The sequence below is a fragment of the Cupriavidus ulmosensis genome (genome assembly GCF_977008105.1).
On sequence record NZ_CDRMWP010000001.1, the window covers coordinates 543,987 to 562,366 of the forward strand.

Consider the following 18,380-nt stretch of genomic DNA (forward strand, 5'->3'; position numbering starts at 1 on the left):
GCGCAGGCCGCTGCCGGTGACTGCCGACTATCCGGCGTGCCCCAGCACCACGGCCGCCTCGGCCGTCAGCATGAGAAAGGTGAGGGTTTCCTGGAAGTACAGGCGCACGGTGGTGTCGGTATGGCCAAGGTAGCCGATCGAGACGTCCTGGCCGACGTGCAGCTCGAAATCGCCGCCCCGCTCGGTGAGCACCACGCCGCCTTGCATCGCCGGCGCCCAGATGATGTCGCCGTCCACGAGCTCGCGGATGTCGCGCAGCACGGGATAACCGCTGTCGGTGGCGCCGCTCAGGGCCGTGAACGGCTGGTCGCCGAGCAGCAGCCGGTAGGGGCCGTCGACGCCGGCGCGGCGCAGCTGGTCCACCGCCTGCGCCACCACGGCCGGATAGCCGCTGATGTCGGCCGGCAGGGCCAGCGCGACATTGCTGGCGCCCTGGGCGATGCCCTGGATGCCGGCCGCCGCGTAGCCGTCGAAGACGATGCGGTCCTCGGCGTCGGCGAGCTTGCGGGCCGCGTCCTTGAGCGGCTGCAGGTCGGGATTGTTCGAGCCGCGCTCGACGCTGTCCATCTCCGCGCGCGACAGCTCGAACGGCACGCGCAGCTCCACCAGCGCCCGCACGTCGCGCTGGGTGGCTTCGACGCCGTCGCCCGGCGCGGCGATCTGCCGCAGGTGGCCGGTGCCGACCGCGGCGAGCTCGGGCCCCTTCGGCCCGATCAGGTCCACCACGCGCCGCGCCGCGAAGTAGCGCTTGAGGGTGCGGGATGCTTCCTGCTCGATCTGTCCCCACGCACCTTCGGACAGCGGTGCGAGTTCCCGATGAAGATTGTTCATTTGAAGGCTTTCCTTTGACTGGCCGCCACGAGGCGCATCGTCATGCCGTCGTCGCGTGTTTCGTGTTCCCTTCCTCCGGCCACGGCCGCCGGCGTGCCGGCCGGGCGTGGCTGCCCGGTCATTCTCGATGAACGTCCCGGGCGGGGCAAGTGCGCGGCAAGGCTTCTTCCGCATCGTCTTGCTTCCGGCCGATTCCGCTGTGCCTCAAGGGACACTATCGGGACGCCATCCGCGCCATGCGCGCCTGCCGCGAGTGCCGCCCGGGCCACCGTGCCGACTTCGTGCTGTCACCGTGCGCCGGCACAATCCGCAACGGATCGGGCCGGCGCGGACAAGCAGTGAACACGCCGTGGCCGTGCCCGGTGCCGCCTTGCCGATCATGCTGGACGTGCGTCCCCAGAGACGCCGCGAGCCGGCCGGGCGGTCATTGATCGCGGGGAACCACTGGAGCCGTCTGCTGGACGGCTCTTTTTGTTGCGGCGCGCCCGCCCGTTACGGCTCGGTGCTCTTGAGATGGGTCCAGCGGTCCGGCCCGTCCTCGGTGGTGGCGGACAGCAGGATGGTCTGCCCGCAGACCTGGCAGCGATAGACGAACGCGTTGCCGCCCGCGCCGGCGTGGAACGTACTGGCCTTGACGAGCCGCGGATGTGGCGGGAAATGGCCGGGGCGGTCGACTTGCGCCATGCACAGCTCGCAGAGTGACATGCCTGCCTCCTGGGAATGCGCTGCGCGAACCACGAAATGCTGTGGTGCAGCATGAGTCCAGTATAGAGGTCTTTCGGCGCGGGGGCAGCGTCGCCCGGGCCGCATACACAGTCGTTTGCGTTTTCCGCATGCGGCGTGCCGCGCACGCGCGGGGTGCCTCAGGTCGCCGCGGGTGGCGGCGGCGCCACCGCCAGCAGGTGGCGCACCTGCGGCGCGCCGGGGCCGCTGTGGAAGCGGCTGACGTCGCGCTGGAGGTCGGCGTCGGCGTTCGGCACGCGCTCGTGCTGGCGCAGGTGCTCGGCCCACGACTCCACCAGGAACCACTCGGTGAACGCGCCGGGATCGGCCGCGTCTTCCATCACGCCCCAGTTGAACGCGCCGTCGCGCAGCCGTTCCTCGGACAGCGCATGGACCGCGCGCAGGAAGCCGTCGCGGTTCTCGCTGCTGACGCGGTAGGCGATCTGGACCATCACCGGGCCGCGGTCATGCGCCACGGCTTCGGCCAGCGCCGGCTCGGGCCAGTGGTGCGCCGGCACGAGGTCATCCTCGCCGCGCGGCAGCTTGACCCGGTGCAGCGCCACGCCGGCCACGGCCAGCCCGGCCGCCGCCGCCATCAGCCCCTGGGCGACGCCCAGCTCCTGCGCGACGAAGCCCCACAGCAGGCTGCCGCCCGCCATCGCGCCGTTGAAGACCATCTGGTACACCGCCAGCGCGCGGCCGCGCACCCAGTTCGGCAGGATCGCCTGCGCGGTGCCGCCGAGCGTGGTCAGCGCCATGATCCACGCCGCGCCCAGCAGGAGCAGCAGCGGCAGCGCCAGCCACACCGGGGGCGCGGCCGACAGCGCCGCCATCACCGCCGCGGTGGCGAGCGCGGACAGCAGCACCAGGCCGTCGGCATCGAGGCGGCGCTGCAGGCCGGGCATGGCCAGCGCGCCGAGGATGGCGCCCGCGCCGACCGCGCCGAGCAGGATGCCGTAGAGGCTCGCGCCGCCGTGCAGCAGCTGCTTGGCCACCAGCGGCAACAGCGCCCACACGCTGCTGCCGAAGGCGAAATGGCAGGCCGAGCGCGCCAGCACCACGTGCAGCCGGCGGTGCGCGCGCGTGAAGCGCAGCCCCGCGCGGAAGGCGCCGAAGAACTGCTCGCGCAGCGGGTCGTCGGCGCGGGCCGGGCGCTTCCACCACAGCAGCGCCGCCACCACGAAGACGTAGCTGGCCAGATCGAAGCCATAGGTCACGGCCGCGCCGAAGGCCGCCAGCAGCAGCCCGCCCGCGGCCGGGCCGATGGCGCGCGCGATGTTGACGCCCAGCGCGTTGAGCGCCACCGCGTTCTTGAGTTCGCGCTGCGGCACCAGCTCGGGCACGATCGACTGCCAGGTCGGCCCCATCATGGCCGCGCCGATGCCGCCGGCGAAGGCCATCGCCACCAGGATCTCGATGGTCAGCGCGCCGCGCCAGGCCAGCGTCATCAGCGTGCCGCTCACCAGCGCCAGCGCGGCCTGGATCACGATCAGGAAGCGGCGCCGGTCGAGGATGTCGGACAGCACGCCGGCGGGAATCGCCAGCAGGAACACCGGCAGCGTCGCCGCGGCCTGGATCGTGGCCACGGCCGCCGGCGAGCCGGACAGGTCGGTGGCCAGCCAGGCGCTGGCCACGTCGCGCATGAAGCTGCCCACGTTGCCCAGCACCGTGGCCGCCCACAGCACGGCGAAGGTGGTCTGCGCCAGCGGCGCGAAGCTGCCGGCCGGCCTGGCGCCCGCGTCGCCGCCGGCCGCCGTCACGGCGCCGCCCGGTGGCGGGCCGCGCGGGCGCCGGGCCGGCAAGCGGGTACACGTGGGGTCATGTCGCTACCTCCGTCGGCTGGACGCCCGGCGCCTGTCGGCGCCGCGGGGCGTGAGTGCATGGTAGGCAAGGGCGCGAGGAAGCACAACGGGCATGCGCTGGCCACGGCCTGCGGCGCCGGCGGCACGCGCAATGCCGCGGCGTTCCGGCAGCGGGGTTTGCCGTTATATTCGGCGATATACTACGAGCCGGTTGCGCGGCCCGCGCGCGGAACCCAGATGACACGGAGGCAAGACGCCATGCTGACCGAAACCGCGCCGCAGGCGCATCCGCCGCACGCGCAGGACGCGCAGGATATGCAGGACGTCCGGCATTTCTCCGACAGCATCGCCGTGACCGGCGTGCTGCCGGGCAGCCGCAGCTTCGGCCGCGACGAGCTGCTCGCGCTGGCCGACGTGCGCAGCGGCCCGGCCACCATCGAGTGCTATTCGGGACGGCACGTGCGCGACCTGGGCGGCATGCGCGGCGTGCGGCTGACGGCGCTGCTCGATGCGGCGGGCATGCAGTCGCTGCCGCGCGCGGTGTGCAAGCGGCTGGTCATCGCCGCGCTGGCCGGCGACGGCTACGCCTGCCTGTTCACCTGGCACGAGTTGTACAACACGCCGGTGGGCGAGGGCGCCATCGTGATGGTGGAGCAGGACGGCGTGGCGCTGCCACCGTCCGCCGGCGGCCTGCAGCTGGTGTCGCTGGGCGACCTGCGCCTCGGCCCCAGGCAGGCCAGCGCCGTGAACCGCATCGAGGTGCGCGGCTGGCAGGCCGCGGGCTAGGCGCTCGGGGCGCCGCCATCGCGGCGGGCGGCGCGGCGGGGTGCCGCGCCGGGTCTTTCCGTCTTACTCCGCGCTGGCGCCGGAGTCCTTCGCCACCTTGGTCCACTTGACCGTCTCGGCGCGGATGAAGCCGGCCAGTTGCGCGGGCGTCATGTCGCCGGCGGTCACGCCCTGTTCCTCGAAGCGCTTCTGCACGTCGGGCTGCTTGAGCAGCTTGGCCAGCTCGGCGGCCACGCGCTGCTCCACCGCCGGCGGCGTGCCGTGCGGCGCCATCACGGCGTACCACGTGGTCACTTCGAAGCCCTTCACGCCGCTCTCGTCCAGCGTGGGCACGCCGGGGTAGGCGCCCGAGCGCTTGGCCGTCGTCACCGCCAGCGCGCGGACCTTGCCGCTGCGCACGTGCGGCGCGGCCGACGGGCTGGTCTCGATGGCCATCTGGATCTGGCCGGCGATCAGGTCGGTCATCATCGGCGCGCCGCCCTTGTAGGGCACGTGGGCGATGTCGGTGTGGGTCATCGAGCGGAACAGCTCGCCGGACAGGTGCTCGGTGCTGCCGGTGCCGGCCGAGCCGTAGTTGACCTTGCCCGGATGCGCCTTGATGTAGGCGATCAGCTCCGGCACGTTCTTGGCCGGGATCGACTGGTTGACCAGCAGCACGTTGGGCGTCAGCGCGGCCAGCCCGACGGGGTCGAGGTCCCTGATGAAATCGTAGGGCAGGCTCTTGTAGATGCCGGGCGCCATCGTGTGCGCCACGGTGGCCAGCAGCAGGGTGTAGCCGTCCGGCTGCGCGCGCGCCACGATGCCGGCGCCGAGCGTGCCGCCCGCGCCGGGGCGGTTGTCCACCACCACCGGCTGGTGCAGCGCCTCGCCGAGCTTCTGGCCGATGGTGCGGCCGATGATGTCGGTGGTGCCGCCCGCGGCGAACGGCACCACCAGCGTGACCGGCTTGGCGGGCCACGGGTCCGCCGCGAACGACGCGGCGCCGGCGGACATGAGGAGGGTGCCGATGATGCCGGCGAGCGCGGCGCGGCGGGCGGTGGACTGCATGATGTCTCCTGGAGGGATGGCTCTTGTCGTGCGTGCGTCATGCGCCGGGCAATGCGAGGGCATGCGCCGGCGGGGCGCGCTGTTGGCGTGACTGTACGCAGCGCCGCCGGGCGGCGCCAGTCACGTTGCGGCAAGGGGTCTTCAGGATTCGTGAAGGGTGGCGCCGGGCCAGCGGCCCTCGGTGACGAGCGCGCGCGTCACGCTGGCCAGCACGGTGCGCGCGGCCAGCCCGGCCGGCGACAGTTCGTCGTCGCTCAGGCTGACCAGCAGGTTGGGCCGGCACACCGTGCCGGAGCCATTGCCGCCGTGGGTGCCGTTGCCGCCGTCGGCGATCTCGGTCATGGCGAGCGGCTCGCCGAGCAGCCGCGCCACCGCGGCGCCGGGCTGGATGGTGGCGCCCAGGCCGGCGCGCACCGCGTCCATCAGCATGGCCAGGCCGTCGATCTCGGCCACCACGTTGGGCTGGTGCTGGCCGCGCGCGAACGCCTGGTTGAGCAGCGCGCGCAGGCCGTGCGGGCTGCTCGGCAGGATCAGCGGCAGCGCGCCGAGCTGCTCCAGCTCCAGCGGGCCGCCGGCGGGCACGCCCGGCAGGCCGTCGCGCGCGATCAGGAACAGCCGCTCTTCCAGCAGCGGCGTCACGCTCCAGCGCTGGCCGGCCTCGACCTGGAACAGCACGGCGAGGTCGAGCTGGCGCGCGCCGATCATCGCGGCCAGGTTGCCGGACAGGTTCTCCACCAGGTGCAGGCGGATGTCGGGATAGCGCTCGCGCATGGCCAGCATGAACGGCAGGCCGAGCACGGCCACGGTGCTGGGCGCCATGCCCACGCTGACGTGGCCGGACAGGCGCGCGAGCTGGGCCGCGCGCACCGCGTCGTCGGCATGGCGGATGGCGAGCTGCGCCTGGCGCCAGAAGGCCAGGCCGGCGTCGGTGGGCACCGCGCCGCTGGAGGTGCGCTGCAGCAGGCGCGTGGACAGCTCGCTCTCCAGCCGGCTGATCTGCTGGCTCAGCGCGGAAGTGACCACGCCCAGCTTCTGCGCCGCCTGGCCCATGCTGCCCATCTCCACCACCTGGACGAAATAGCGTAGCTGCCGAAGTTCCATGTCTGTGTGTCTCTGGTTTTTCTGCTCGGGGGCGGCAGCCCGCATTGTGCACGGTGCCTAGCCGCGCGCCACCAGCGGCGCCGCCACGCCCTCGATCCGCACGTTGACGCAGGCCGGCTTGCCCGAGGCGATGGCGCGCCGCACGGCGGGCAGCAGTTCTCCCGCCTCGCGCACCAGCTCGCCGTGCCCGCCGAAGGCAGCGCACACCTGGTCGTAGCGCGTGGGCAGCAGCTCGCAGCCGACCAGCCGGTCCCGGCCGTAGCTGTTCAGCTGGATCTGGTACTCGGCGTTCCAGCGCGCGTCGTTGCCGACCACGGCGACGAACGGCAGGCCGTAGCGCAGCGCGGTGTCGAACTCGGCGATGTGGAAGCCGGCGCTGCCGTCGCCCATCATGGCGATGACCGGGGCTTCCGGCTGCGCCAGCCGCGCCGCCAGCGCCATCGGCAGGCCCGCACCGATGGCGCCGGCGGGGCCGTTGACGAGGCGGTGCGGCGCGTGCAGGCAGGCCTGCGCCCACTGCCCGAACTCGCCGCCGTCGCAGACCAGCACCGCGTCGGGGTGGCTGTCCAGGATGGTCTGCAGCGGGCGGCAGGCCTGCACCGGGTGCAGCGCGCCGGCGCCGGCCGCGGTGTCCCACGCCGCCGGCCGGTAGCGGATCGCGGCGTCCACTTCGCCGCGCCACGCGGCGTGCGCCTGGCTGCCGGCCGCGAGTTGCGTGAGCTGCGCGATGGCGCTGCCCACGTCGGCCTGCCGCGCGAAGCGCAGGCGCTCGCCGGCGGCGCGCTGGCTGCGCGCGAGTTCGTCCGCGTCGGCGTCGATCTGCAGGAAGGCGCAGTCCGGCGCGAACGCGGGCGCGGCGCCGAAGCGCAGCGTGAAGTCCAGGCGCTTGCCCAGCAGCAGCACGCAGTCGGCGCGCGCCAGCATCTGCGCGAACGCGCCCAGGCCCGGGTCGGCGATGCCGCGCGGGCTTTCCATGCCGGCCACCGGGATGCCGGTGCCGGCTTCCAGCGCCGCGGTGGCGGCGCGCCCGCGCGCGCTCAGCCACGCCGGCCCGGCCAGGATCAGCGGGCGCCGCGCGCCGGCCAGCAGCGCCAGCACGGCGTGCGCGTCGTCCGCGCCGAACGCGGGCGCGTCGGGTGGCGCGGCGACGGACGCGGGCGCGCCGGCCGGGCCCACGAGGTCTTCGAGCGCGTCGGTCGGCAGGCTCAGGTGCACGGGGCCGGGCCGGCCGGCGGCGGCGATGCGCATCGCCAGCGCCATGTCGGCGGCGACCGCATCCGCGCCGGCGCAGGTCCACGCGGCCTTGCACACCGGCGCCGCCATCTCGGCCTGGCGCATTTCCTGGAACGCGCCGAAGCCGTGCTGCCGGTTCGGCGCGTGGCCGGACAGCAGCACCACCGCGGACTCCGACATCTGCGCGGTGTAGAGCGCCGACACCGCGTTGGCATGGCCGGGGCCGCCGGTCACCAGCGCCACGCCGACCTCGCCGGTCAGGCGCGCCCAGGCGTCGGCCATGTGCACGGCGGCGGCTTCGTGGCGCACGTGCACCAGCGCGATGCCGGCGCCGAGGCAGGCATCGAAGACCGGCATCACGTGGTTGCCGGACAAGGTGAACAGGCGGCGCACGCCGGCCCGCGCCAGCGTGGCGGCGAGCGCGTCGGCGCCGCGTGGGGACTTCGCCATCGTTTTTTTTCCGTTCTCGTGGTTTCGGTGTGGGCCGGGCGCCGCCCGCGGCGCGGCCATGCCCGCAGTTTGCCAGCCCGGCGGCGTATCCGTCCCTGTTTTCTCCTGACAGCGTACTGTCAGGAGATGTCAGCGCCACACCCGGCAAGCGGGCGCGCGCGCGTGCTTCGGGATAGGATAGCGGCCTGATCGTACCAATACCGCATGCTGCGTGCCGCCGGCGACACTCGCCGCCGCGCCCCGCCCACCCGCAGCAAACCGCAAGCCAAGAGGACGCAAGCCATGTCATCCGGTGTCATCCGCATCCGCGGAGCCCGTCAGCACAATCTCAAGAATCTCGACCTCGACCTGCACACCGGCGAAATGACCGTGGTGACGGGGCCGTCCGGGTCGGGCAAGTCGAGCCTGGTGTTCGACACGCTCTACGCCGAGGGCCAGCGCCGCTACGTCGAGACCTTCAGCGCCTACGCGCGCCAGTTCCTCGACCGCATGGACCGGCCGCAGGTGGACCGCGTGGACGGCGTGCCGCCGGCGATCGCCATCGACCAGACCAACCCGGTGCGCAGCTCGCGCTCCACGGTCGGCACCATGACCGAGCTCAACGACCACCTCAAGCTGCTCTACGCGCGCGCGGCCGAGCTGTTCGACCGCAAGACCGCGCAGCCGGTGCGCCACGATTCGCCCGAGACGATTTATGCCGAATTGCAGGCGCGCGCCGCGCAGGACGATCCGCGCCTGGTGGTGACGTTCCCGGTGGAGCTGCCCGAGACCACCACCGAGGCCGAGATCGCGCAATGGCTGTCGGTCAGCGGCTACACGCGCGTGCAGGCGCAGCGCGTGGTCGCGTCGCCGACCGGCCCGCGCAAGGTGCTCGACGTGGTGGCCGACCGCTTCCGCCTCGGCACCACGGAGAAGGCGCGCGCGCTGGAGGCCATCGAGGCCTCGCTCAAGCGCGGCGGCGGCCGCGTCAACGTCTACGTGCTCAACGCCGCCGACGAGGCGGCCGGGCCGCAGGTGTGGCGCTTCTCCACCGGCCTGCACAGCCCCGAGAGCGACATCCGCTACGCCGACCCGCAGCCCGCGCTGTTCTCGTTCAACTCCGCCTACGGCGCGTGCGAGACCTGCCGCGGCTTCGGCCGCGTGATCGGCGTCGACCTCGGGCTGGTGATCCCGGACGAGCGCAAGAGCCTGCGCGACGGCGCCATCAAGCCGATGCAGACGCCGGCCTGGAAGGAATGCCAGGACGACCTGATGCGCTACGCCGCCCGCGCCGGCATCCCGCGCGACGTGCCGTGGTCCAGCCTGACCGCGGCCGAGCGCGCCTGGGTCATCGACGGCTCGCCCGACTGGAACGGCAAGTGGAACACGCACTGGTACGGCGTCAAGCGCTTCTTCGACTACCTGGAGTCGAAGGCCTACAAGATGCACATCCGCGTGCTGCTGTCGAAGTACCGCAGCTACACCCCATGCGAGACCTGCGGCGGCGCGCGCCTGAAGACCGAGGCGCTGCTGTGGCGCCTGGGCGGCAAGGCCGGCGCCGACGCCGTGTGCGAGCCGGCGCGGCGCTTCCTGCCGCGCGGCGTGGACTGGGACCGCGGCCAGCTCGAGGCGCTGCCGGGCCTGACCGTGCACGACCTGATGCTGATGCCGATCGGGCGCATCCGCCAGTTCTTCGACGAGCTCACGCTGCCGAGCCTGATGCTCGACGACGCGCTCAAGCTGCTGCTGGCCGAGGTGCGCACGCGCCTGAAGTACCTGTGCGACGTGGGCCTGGGCTACCTCACGCTGGACCGCCAGAGCCGCACGCTGTCCGGCGGCGAGGTGCAGCGCATCAACCTGACCACGGCGCTCGGCACCTCGCTGGTGAAGACGCTGTTCGTGCTCGACGAGCCCAGCATCGGCCTGCACCCGCGCGACCTCAACCGCATCGTCGAGGCCATGCGGCGCCTGCGCGACGCCGGCAACACGCTGGTGGTGGTGGAGCACGACCCGTCCGTGATGCTCGCGGCCGACCGCCTGATCGACATGGGTCCCGGCCCCGGCGAGCGCGGCGGCAACATCATCTATGACGGCACGCCGGGCGACATCCGCGCCGCCGGCACGCTCACCGGCGAATACCTCGCCGGGCGCCGCCAGGTGACCGACCTGTCCGCGTGGGCGCCGCGCCCGGTGGACGCCGCCACGCCGCGCATCGTGCTGGAAGGCGCCACCGAGCACAACCTGCGCGACGTCACCGTGGCGATCCCGCTGCAGCGCCTGGTGTGCGTGACCGGCGTGTCCGGCTCGGGCAAGTCCACGCTGCTGCAGGACGTGCTCTACCCGGCGATGGCGCGCCACTTCGGCAAGTCCACCGACGCGCCCGGCGCGTTCCGCCGGCTGGAAGGCGCCGGGCAGGTCAGCGACGTGGTGTTCGTCGACCAGTCGCCGATCGGCAAGACCGCGCGCTCCAACCCGGCCAGCTACGTGGGCGCGTTCGACGAGATCCGCAAGCTGTTCGCCAAGGCGCCGATGGCGCTGCAGCGCAGCTACACCGCTGGCATGTTCAGCTTCAACTCGGGCGACGGGCGCTGCCCCACGTGCGGCGGCTCCGGCTTCGAGCACGTCGAGATGCAGTTCCTCTCCGACGTCTACCTGCGCTGCCCCGACTGCGACGGGCGCCGCTACCGCGCCGAGATCCTCGAGGTGAAGATCGAGCGCGCGCTGCCGGGCCAGCCGCCGCGCCCGCTCAGCGTGGCCGACGTGCTGGAGCTGACCGTGAGCGAGGCGGTGGCGTATTTCGCCGGCGACGCCGCGGTGCTGCGCGTGCTCCAGCCGATCGTCGACGTGGGCCTGGAATACGTCAAGCTGGGCCAGCCGGTGCCGACGCTGTCGGGCGGCGAGGCCCAGCGCCTCAAGCTAGCCGGCTACCTGGCCGAGACCGCGCACGGCGGCATGGCGTCGCGCAACAAGCCGCTGCCGCACGAAGGCCGGCTGTTCATGTTCGACGAGCCCACCACCGGGCTGCACTTCGACGACATCGCCAAGCTGATGCGCGCGTTCGGCAAGCTGCTCGACGGCGGCCACTCGCTGATCGTGATCGAGCACAACCTCGATGTGGTGCGCGCGGCCGACTGGATCATCGACCTCGGCCCCGAGGGCGGCGACGCCGGCGGCGAGGTGCTGTGCGTGGGCACGCCGCAGGACGTGCGGCAGTGCGCGGCGTCCCACACCGGGCAGGCGCTGCTGCACTACGACCGCGCCATCGGCCACGCCTTCGCGCTCGACGACGAAGGCGTGCCGCTGCAGGCCGCGCTGCGCGCCGCGCGCGAGCGCCGCGCGGTGGAAGGCGTGGACGTGGTGCGCATCGTCAACGCGCACGAGCACAACCTCAAGGCGCTCAACGTCGACATCCCGCACGGCAAGTTCAACGTGGTCACGGGCGTGTCCGGCTCGGGCAAGTCCACGCTGGCCTTCGACATCCTGTTCCACGAAGGGCAGCGCCGCTATCTCGAATCGCTCAACGCCTACGCGCGCTCGATCGTGCAGCCGGCCGGGCGGCCCGAGGTGGACGCGGTGTACGGCATCCCGCCCACGGTGGCGATCGAGCAGCGCCTGTCGCGCGGCGGGCGCAAGAGCACGGTGGCGACCACCTCCGAGGTCTGGCACTTCCTGCGCCTGATGTACGTGAAGCTGGGCATCCAGCACTGCATCCACGACGGCACGCCGGTCACTTCGCAGAGCCCCGAGTCCATCGCCGCGCAGCTGCTGCGCGACTACAAGGGCCAGCACGTGGGTTTGCTGGCGCCGCTGGTGGTCAACCGCAAGGGCGTCTACACCGACCTCGCCAAGTGGGCCAAGGCGCGCGGCAACACGCACCTGCGCGTGGACGGCGAATTCCTGCCGGTCGATCCGTGGCCGCGCCTGGACCGCTTCCGCGAGCACACCATCGAGCTGCCGGTCGGCGACATCAAGGTCTCGGCCGAGAACGAGGCCGCGCTGCGCGCGCTGCTCGGCCAGGCGCTCGAAGCCGGCAAGGGCGTGATGCACCTGCTGGCGCCGCTCGACGGCCTCGGCCACGCGATGGGCAACGGCGGCACGCGCGGCATCGGCGCCACCACGGTGTTCTCCACCAAGCGCGCCTGCCCGGTGTGCAGCACCAGCTATCCCGAGCTGGACCCGCGCCTGTTCTCGTACAACAGCAAGCACGGCTGGTGCCCGAGCTGCGTTGGCACCGGCCTCACGCTCACGCGCGAGCAGCGCGCCGCCTTCGACGACACCGTGATGGCCGACGACAACCGCGGCCGCGAGCAGACCCTGCCGTCCGAGCAGCAAGAGCCCGACGACGTGGCCGACCTGCCGTGCCCCGACTGCGGCGGCACGCGCCTGAACCCGGTGGCGCGCGCGGTCACGTTCGACGCGCACGCCATCACCGACGTGGCGCGGTGGACCGTGTCCGACACCCACCGCTGGGTGCAGACGCTGCGCCTGGCCGGACGCGACGCCGAGATCGCGCGCGACGTGGTCAGCGAGATCCGCAGCCGCCTGCAGTTCCTCGAGGAAGTGGGCCTGGGCTACCTCAGCCTGGACCGCGCCGCGCCCAGCCTCTCGGGCGGCGAGGCGCAGCGCATCCGCCTCGCCGCGCAGCTCGGCAGCAACCTGCAGGGCGTGTGCTACGTGCTCGACGAGCCCACCATCGGCCTGCACCCGCGCGACAACCAGATCCTGCTCGACGCGCTGCGCAAGCTCGGCGAGAAGGGCAACACGCTGGTGGTGGTGGAGCACGACGAGGACACCATCCGCCGCGCCGACCACATCATCGACATCGGCCCCGGCGCCGGCAAGCGCGGCGGCACGCTGGTGGCGCAGGGCGGGGTGGCGGCGCTGTCGGCCAGCCCCGACTCGCTGACCGGCCAGTTCCTCGCGCACCCGATCCTGCATCCGCTGCAGCCGCGCCGCGCGGTGCGCCCCGAAGGCAAGGGCCGCGAGGCGGTGCCGGCGCAATGGCTGACCGTGCACGGCGCCTCGCTGCACAACCTGCGCGGCGTCACCGCCGGCATCCCGCTCGGGCGGCTGGTGGCGATCACCGGCGTGTCCGGCTCGGGCAAGTCCACGCTCGCGCGCGACGTGCTGATGACCAACCTGCTCGACGCGGTGGGCCGCTCGGTGATGTCGTCGCCGGCCACGCGCCGCGCGCGCAAGGCCGCCGGCGCCGATGCCGCCAATGCCGCGCGCACGCGCAGCGCCGCGCGCGCCGAGCCGCGCCGCAAGCTCGACGTCGCGCACGACTGGCAGGGCTGCGACGCCGTCACCGGCTTCGAGAGCATCGACCGCGTGCTGGAAGTGGACCAGACCCCGATCGGCAAGACGCCGCGCTCGTGCCCGGCCACCTACATCGGCGTGTGGGACACCATCCGCAAGCTGTTCGCGCAGACGCTCGAAGCCAAGGCGCGCGGCTACTCCGCCTCGCGCTTCTCGTTCAACACCGGCGACGGCCGCTGCCCGGCCTGCGAAGGCCAGGGCGTGCGCACCATCGGCATGAGCTTCCTGCCCGACGTGAAGGTGCCGTGCGACGTCTGCCACGGCCAGCGCTTCAACCCCGAGACGCTGGCGGTGACGTGGCGCGGCAAGAACATCGGCGACGTGCTGACGATGGAGATCGACGAGGCGGTGGAGTTCTTCGCCGCCATGTCCAACATCGCCCATCCGCTGCAGCTGATGAAGGACGTGGGCCTGGGCTACCTCACGCTGGGCCAGCCCTCGCCCACGCTGTCCGGCGGCGAGGCGCAGCGCATCAAGCTGGTGACGGAGCTGTCCAAGGTGCGCGACGACATCACGCGGCGCGGCCAGCAGGCGCCGCACACGCTCTACGTGCTGGACGAGCCCACCGTGGGCCTGCACATGGCCGACGTGGCCAAGCTGATCCGCGTGCTGCACCGGCTCGCCGACGGCGGCCACAGCGTGGTGGTGATCGAGCACGACCTCGACGTGATCGCCGAGGCCGACTGGATCATCGACCTCGGGCCGGAGGGCGGCGTGGCCGGCGGCGCCATCGTCGCCGCGACCGATCCGGAAGGGCTGGTGAAGGTCAAGGCCAGCCATACCGGGGCGGCGCTGGCGCCGGTGCTGGCGCGCGGGCGGGCAGTCGCCGCGCCGGCCGGCACGCAGGCCGCGCGGCCGCGGAAAGTCGCGGTGTCCTAGGGGCCGGCGCGGCGGCGCGGGCGCGCCGCGCCGTGCACCAACCTGGGCCGCGCCCGCCTGCCCGCCTGCACCAACTTGAGCGGCGCGGCGGCGGATTGCCGGAAAGCGGCCAAAGTGGCCATATGGAATACTCGGAAATGGCTATCCAAAGTAACGCCAATGCGCCCTATAGTTGTGCGCACGGTCACTCTACGGATAGATCCAGATATGAGGCAGGCGATTGAGCGCCAGGCGGCAACGCAGGCGCAGGCAGGCGGCATGCATGGCATGCCGGATCCGCTCGGCGGCGACGGGCTGTTTGCCGTGTCGACACCCAAGCTCGACCTCCGGCAGGTGCAGGCGCTGGCCGCGGAGGTGTATGGCATCGACAGCCGCGCGACGGTGCTGAGCAGCGAGCGCGACCAGAATTTCCGGCTCGACGGCCGCGATGGCGGCACCTACGTGCTCAAGGTCACGCACCCGGCCGAGGACCCCGGGGTAACGGATTTCCAGACCCAGGCGCAGCTGCACCTGATGCGTGCACAGCCGGCGCTGCCGGTGCCGGGCATCCTGCCGACCAGGAGCGGCGAGAGCATCCACTGGCGCGAGGTGGGCGCCGGCGGGCTGCGCCAGGCGGTGCGGCTGATCACCTTCCTGCCCGGCGTGCCGCTGTACAAGGTGGCGCGCAGCGCCAGGCAGCGCCGGGCCCTCGGCGGCGCCCTGGCGCGCTTCGACCAGGCCCTGGCGGGCTTTTCCCACGCGCATTCGAATCACCGGCTGCTGTGGGACATCCAGCACGTCTCCCAGCTGCGTCCGCTGCTGGCCCTGGTCGAAGACGGCCCGCGCCGCGCGCTGGCCACGCGGTTCCTCGACCACTACGAGCAGGCCACCGCGCAGCGGGTCGCGGGCCTGCGCCGGCAGGTCATCCATAACGATCTCAACGCCTACAACGTGCTGGTGGACGAGCACGACACCGAGCGCGTGACCGCGATCCTGGATTTCGGCGACATGGTGGAGGCGCCGCTGGTCAACGACCTCGCCGTGGCGTGCGCCTACCAGCTCGCCGACGCGCCCGACCCGCTGGCGACGGCGCTCGACTGCATCCGGGCCTACCACCGCGTCCTCCCGCTGACCGAGGCGGAGGCCGGCGTGCTGCCCGACCTCATCGCCGCGCGGCTGCTGATCACGGTGCTGATCACCGGCTGGCGCGCGCGGCAGCATCCCGAGAACAGCGCATACATCCTGCGCAACAATGCCCTGTCGTGGACCGGCCTTCATCGCCTGGCCGCGTTGCCGCGCGGGCAGGCTGAACACACCGTGCTAGAGGCGATCGGCGGCGAACTGGAGAACCACCATGAGTAAAGACAAGGCCATGCTCAACGCCTTCGACCCCGCGCGGTCGGGCACGCTGGGCGACATCGACCGCGCGCTGATCGAGCGCCGGCAGCGGCTGCTGGGGCCGGCATACCGGCTCTTCTACGAAGAGCCGCTGCACATGGTCCGCGGCGAGGGCGTCTGGCTGTACGACAACACCGGCAAGGCCTACCTTGACGCCTACAACAACGTGGCATCGGTCGGGCACTGCCGCCCCGAGGTGGTCGAGGCCATCGCCCGGCAGGCCGCCACGCTCAACACCCACACGCGCTATCTGCACGAAGGCGTGCTGGACTACGCGGAGCAGTTGCTGGCCACCTTCCCCGCCGAGCTTTCGCAGGCGATGTTCGCCTGCACCGGCAGCGAAGCCAACGACCTGGCGCTGCGCATCGCCCGCCGCCACACCGGCGGCACCGGCGTGGTGGTGACGCAGCTGGCCTACCACGGCGTCACCGCCGCCGTCGCGGCGATCTCGCCGTCGCTGGGCAAGTCGGTCCCGCTCGGCGCGGACGTGCGCGCCGTGCCCGCGCCGGACAGCTATTTCGGCGACCCGGACACCGTGGGGGCGCGGTTCGCGCGCGACGTCCAGCACGCCATCGACGACATGCTCCGGCACGGCATCCGGCCGGCCGCGCTGATCGTGGACACGTTGTTCTCGAGCGACGGCGTGTTCGCCGACCCGCCCGGCTTCCTGCGCGAGGCGGTCGAGGTAATGCGCCGCGCCGGCGGCATCTTCATCGCCGACGAAGTGCAGGCCGGCTTTGCCAGGACGGGGACCGCGATGTGGGGCTTCCAGCGCCACGGCCTGGTGCCCGACATCGTCACGATGGGCAAGCCGATGGGCAACGGGCATCCGGTCTCGGGCCTGGTGGCCAGGCCGGAAGTGATCGCGGCGTTCGGCCGCGAGGCGCGCTACTTCAACACGTTCGGCGGCAACCCGGTGTCCTGCGCGGCCGCCCGGGCGACGCTGGACGTGATCCAGAAGAACGGGCTGCAGGAGAACGCGGCCGCGATCGGCGACTACATCCGGCAGGGCTTCGGCGAGCTGGCGCGCCGGCACGACCTGATCGGCGACGTGCGCGGCGCGGGCCTGTTCATCGGCGTGGAGCTGGTGCGCGACCGCGCGGGCAAGCAGGCCGCGGCCGACGAGGCCGGCCGCGTGGTCAACGCGATGCGCGAGAACGGCGTGCTGATCAGCACCACCGGCCCGCGCGGCAACGTGCTGAAGATCCGGCCGCTGCTGCCGTTCAGCCGCGCCAACGCCGACCTGCTGCTGGAGGTCGCCGACCACGCCCTGCGCGCGGCCTGAGCGTCCGGCGTCCGGCGTTCAGCGTTCAGGCCGGCGCGCGCTTCTTCGCGCCGCATTGCTCCACCACCCGGGCGAGCCGCTCCACGCCCGGGGCGATCTCGGCGAGCGGCACGCCGCCGAAACCCAGCACCACGGAGCGGTCTTCCAGGTCCGGGCGCGCCGCCACGAAGCGCGGGGCGCCGAGCACGATGTGCTTCGCCCGGGCCGCTTCCACCAGGGCGCCGGTGCCCGTCTTCAGGTCCATGCGCATGAACAGGTGCAGGCCGGCGCGCGCCTCCGACAGGCTGATCGCGCCGCCGAGCCGGCGCGTCAGGCACGCGCGCAGCGTGTTCTGCCGCTCGGCGTATTCGAGCCGCATGCGGCGGATGTGCTGGGAGAAGTGGCCTTCGTCGATGAAGTCGGCGAGGGCCGCCTGCGCATGGAGCTGGCCGGGCCGGTAGAGCTTGGCGCTGGCCATCGAGAAGGTCTGCGCCAGGTGCGCGGGCACCACCAGGTAGCCCAGGCGCACGCCGGCGAACATCGCCTTGCTGAAGGTGCCCACGTAGATGACCCGCGCATCGCTGTCCAGCCCCTGCAGCGAGGGCAGCGGCGCGCCGTCGTAGCGGAACTCGCTGTCGTAGTCGTCCTCCATGACCCACAGGTTGCGCGAGCGCGCGCTCTGCAGCAGCTCCAGCCGGCGCGCCAGCGGCATCACCACGCCGGTGGGATAGTGATGCGACGGGCTGGTGACGACCAGGCGCGTGTGGCGCGGCGCGTGGCTCGCTTCCAGCGACAGCCCGTGCTCGTCCACGGTGCCGGCGCCGATGCTGAGCCCGGCCGACGCCAGCACCGTGGGGAACGCCCAGTGGCACGGGTTCTCGACCAGGGCCATGTCGCCGGGGTCGGCCAGCAGGCGCGCGCACAGGTCGATGGACTGGTGCGTGCCCGAGGTGATGATGACCTGCTCCGGCTCGCACGCCACCGAGCGGGAGATCTTCAGGTAGCTCGCCACCGCCGCGCGCAGCGGCGCGAAGCCGCCGCCGTCGGCCGCGTACCCCGACAGCGAGAGGTCGCCCTTGCCGATGTGCCGGGACACCAGCCGCCGCCACAGGTGGAACGGGAACATCGAGGCATCGGCCACGCCGGGCACGAAGGCGCCGCTGGACTGGCTCAGGCCGCCGGGCAGGTCCTCCAGCATGCGCCCGCGCTGGGACAGGGCCATCGTGTGCCTGGCGTGGCTCGCCTCGGACGCGCCGCCGAGCGGCCGCACGCTGGTCGGCGCGACGAAGGTGCCGCTGCCGCTGCTGGCATTGAGATAGTTCTCCGCGATCAGGCGGTCGTAGGCCAGCGAGACGGTGATGCGGGAGATGCCCAGGTCCTGCGCCAGCGCGCGCGAGGAGGGCAGCTTCTGCCCGGCGACCAGCGTGTGGTCGAGCACCGCGCGCCGCACCACCTGGTAGATCTGGCGCTGCATCGGTTCCTCCCCCGACCTCGAAAGCGCTTGCGAAAGCAGGTCGGTAAGCAGCACGGCGCGCATCGAAATGGCCTCATCAAATAAACGTATTTGGATATATAGGCTATAGCCATCG

The 18,380-nt window shown here is 72.5% G+C and carries 11 protein-coding genes; 4 read left to right on the plus strand and 7 right to left on the minus strand.

What is annotated here, in order from left to right; genetic code table 11:
* Positions 1-27: 27 nt before the first annotated feature.
* The 3 genes from ACWTPI_RS02460 to ACWTPI_RS02470 all read right to left on the minus strand — a co-directional run bounded on the left by ACWTPI_RS02460 (position 28) and on the right by ACWTPI_RS02470 (position 3,314).
* Positions 28-831, minus strand: coding sequence for a family 1 encapsulin nanocompartment shell protein (locus ACWTPI_RS02460; RefSeq protein ID WP_020204816.1), 804 nt, complete (start codon positions 829-831; stop codon positions 28-30).
* A 492-nt stretch (positions 832-1,323) separates the two neighbouring features.
* Positions 1,324-1,536, minus strand: a complete 213-nt coding sequence (locus tag ACWTPI_RS02465; protein WP_020204815.1) for a hypothetical protein — start codon at positions 1,534-1,536, stop codon at positions 1,324-1,326.
* A gap of 158 nt (positions 1,537-1,694) precedes the next feature.
* Positions 1,695-3,314 carry an MFS transporter gene (locus ACWTPI_RS02470; protein WP_029043991.1) on the minus strand — a complete coding sequence of 540 codons (1,620 nt, stop codon included), beginning with the start codon at positions 3,312-3,314 and terminating at the stop codon, positions 1,695-1,697.
* Between the two features lie 279 nt (positions 3,315-3,593).
* Here ACWTPI_RS02470 and ACWTPI_RS02475 point away from each other — a divergent pair, with 279 nt between their 5' ends.
* The gene (locus tag ACWTPI_RS02475) at positions 3,594-4,142 is read left to right on the plus strand and encodes a molybdopterin-binding protein (protein ID WP_156173677.1); all 549 of its coding nucleotides are present in this window, start codon (positions 3,594-3,596) and stop codon (positions 4,140-4,142) included.
* A 63-nt stretch (positions 4,143-4,205) separates the two neighbouring features.
* Here the strand turns inward: ACWTPI_RS02475 and ACWTPI_RS02480 are convergent, their stop codons facing one another.
* The 3 genes from ACWTPI_RS02480 to ACWTPI_RS02490 all read right to left on the minus strand — a co-directional run bounded on the left by ACWTPI_RS02480 (position 4,206) and on the right by ACWTPI_RS02490 (position 7,973).
* Positions 4,206-5,189 (minus strand): Bug family tripartite tricarboxylate transporter substrate binding protein, encoded by a 984-nt coding sequence (locus ACWTPI_RS02480; RefSeq protein WP_059410424.1) that lies wholly within the window; start codon positions 5,187-5,189, stop codon positions 4,206-4,208.
* A gap of 141 nt (positions 5,190-5,330) precedes the next feature.
* Positions 5,331-6,290: a LysR family transcriptional regulator gene (locus tag ACWTPI_RS02485; protein WP_020204811.1), complete on the minus strand. Its 960-nt coding sequence runs from the start codon at positions 6,288-6,290 to the stop codon at positions 5,331-5,333.
* Positions 6,291-6,347: 57 nt separating this feature from the next.
* Positions 6,348-7,973, minus strand: a complete 1,626-nt coding sequence (locus tag ACWTPI_RS02490) for a thiamine pyrophosphate-binding protein (RefSeq protein WP_454730887.1) — start codon at positions 7,971-7,973, stop codon at positions 6,348-6,350.
* A 282-nt stretch (positions 7,974-8,255) separates the two neighbouring features.
* Between ACWTPI_RS02490 and uvrA the strand changes: the two genes are divergently transcribed.
* The 3 genes from uvrA to ACWTPI_RS02505 all read left to right on the plus strand — a co-directional run bounded on the left by uvrA (position 8,256) and on the right by ACWTPI_RS02505 (position 16,812).
* Positions 8,256-14,150, plus strand: a complete 5,895-nt coding sequence (gene uvrA / locus ACWTPI_RS02495) for an excinuclease ABC subunit UvrA (protein WP_454730888.1) — start codon at positions 8,256-8,258, stop codon at positions 14,148-14,150.
* Between the two features lie 258 nt (positions 14,151-14,408).
* The gene (locus tag ACWTPI_RS02500) at positions 14,409-15,491 is read left to right on the plus strand and encodes a phosphotransferase (RefSeq protein WP_454732437.1); all 1,083 of its coding nucleotides are present in this window, start codon (positions 14,409-14,411) and stop codon (positions 15,489-15,491) included.
* Positions 15,484-16,812, plus strand: coding sequence for an aspartate aminotransferase family protein (locus ACWTPI_RS02505; RefSeq protein WP_029043988.1), 1,329 nt, complete (start codon positions 15,484-15,486; stop codon positions 16,810-16,812). Before ACWTPI_RS02500 ends, ACWTPI_RS02505 begins: the two co-directional genes overlap by 8 nt.
* A gap of 25 nt (positions 16,813-16,837) precedes the next feature.
* Here the strand turns inward: ACWTPI_RS02505 and pdxR are convergent, their stop codons facing one another.
* A complete protein-coding gene (gene pdxR / locus ACWTPI_RS02510; protein ID WP_059410428.1) occupies positions 16,838-18,328 on the minus strand; it encodes a MocR-like pyridoxine biosynthesis transcription factor PdxR in 1,491 nt (496 codons plus the stop codon).
* Positions 18,329-18,380: the final 52 nt, after the last annotated feature.

Excerpts from the sequence above, each read along its gene's own strand:
- ACWTPI_RS02490 (WP_454730887.1), bottom strand. The coding sequence starts at position 7,973 with ATGGCGAAGTCCCCACGCGGCGCCGACGCGCTCGCCGCCACGCTGGCG.
- ACWTPI_RS02465 (WP_020204815.1), bottom strand. The coding sequence starts at position 1,536 with ATGTCACTCTGCGAGCTGTGCATGGCGCAAGTCGACCGCCCCGGCCAT.
- ACWTPI_RS02480 (WP_059410424.1), bottom strand. The coding sequence starts at position 5,189 with ATGCAGTCCACCGCCCGCCGCGCCGCGCTCGCCGGCATCATCGGCACC.
- ACWTPI_RS02485 (WP_020204811.1), bottom strand. The coding sequence starts at position 6,290 with ATGGAACTTCGGCAGCTACGCTATTTCGTCCAGGTGGTGGAGATGGGC.
- ACWTPI_RS02505 (WP_029043988.1), top strand. The coding sequence starts at position 15,484 with ATGAGTAAAGACAAGGCCATGCTCAACGCCTTCGACCCCGCGCGGTCG.
- uvrA (WP_454730888.1), top strand. The coding sequence starts at position 8,256 with ATGTCATCCGGTGTCATCCGCATCCGCGGAGCCCGTCAGCACAATCTC.
- pdxR (WP_059410428.1), bottom strand. The coding sequence starts at position 18,328 with ATGCGCGCCGTGCTGCTTACCGACCTGCTTTCGCAAGCGCTTTCGAGG.
- ACWTPI_RS02460 (WP_020204816.1), bottom strand. The coding sequence starts at position 831 with ATGAACAATCTTCATCGGGAACTCGCACCGCTGTCCGAAGGTGCGTGG.
- ACWTPI_RS02475 (WP_156173677.1), top strand. The coding sequence starts at position 3,594 with ATGACACGGAGGCAAGACGCCATGCTGACCGAAACCGCGCCGCAGGCG.
- ACWTPI_RS02500 (WP_454732437.1), top strand. The coding sequence starts at position 14,409 with ATGCATGGCATGCCGGATCCGCTCGGCGGCGACGGGCTGTTTGCCGTG.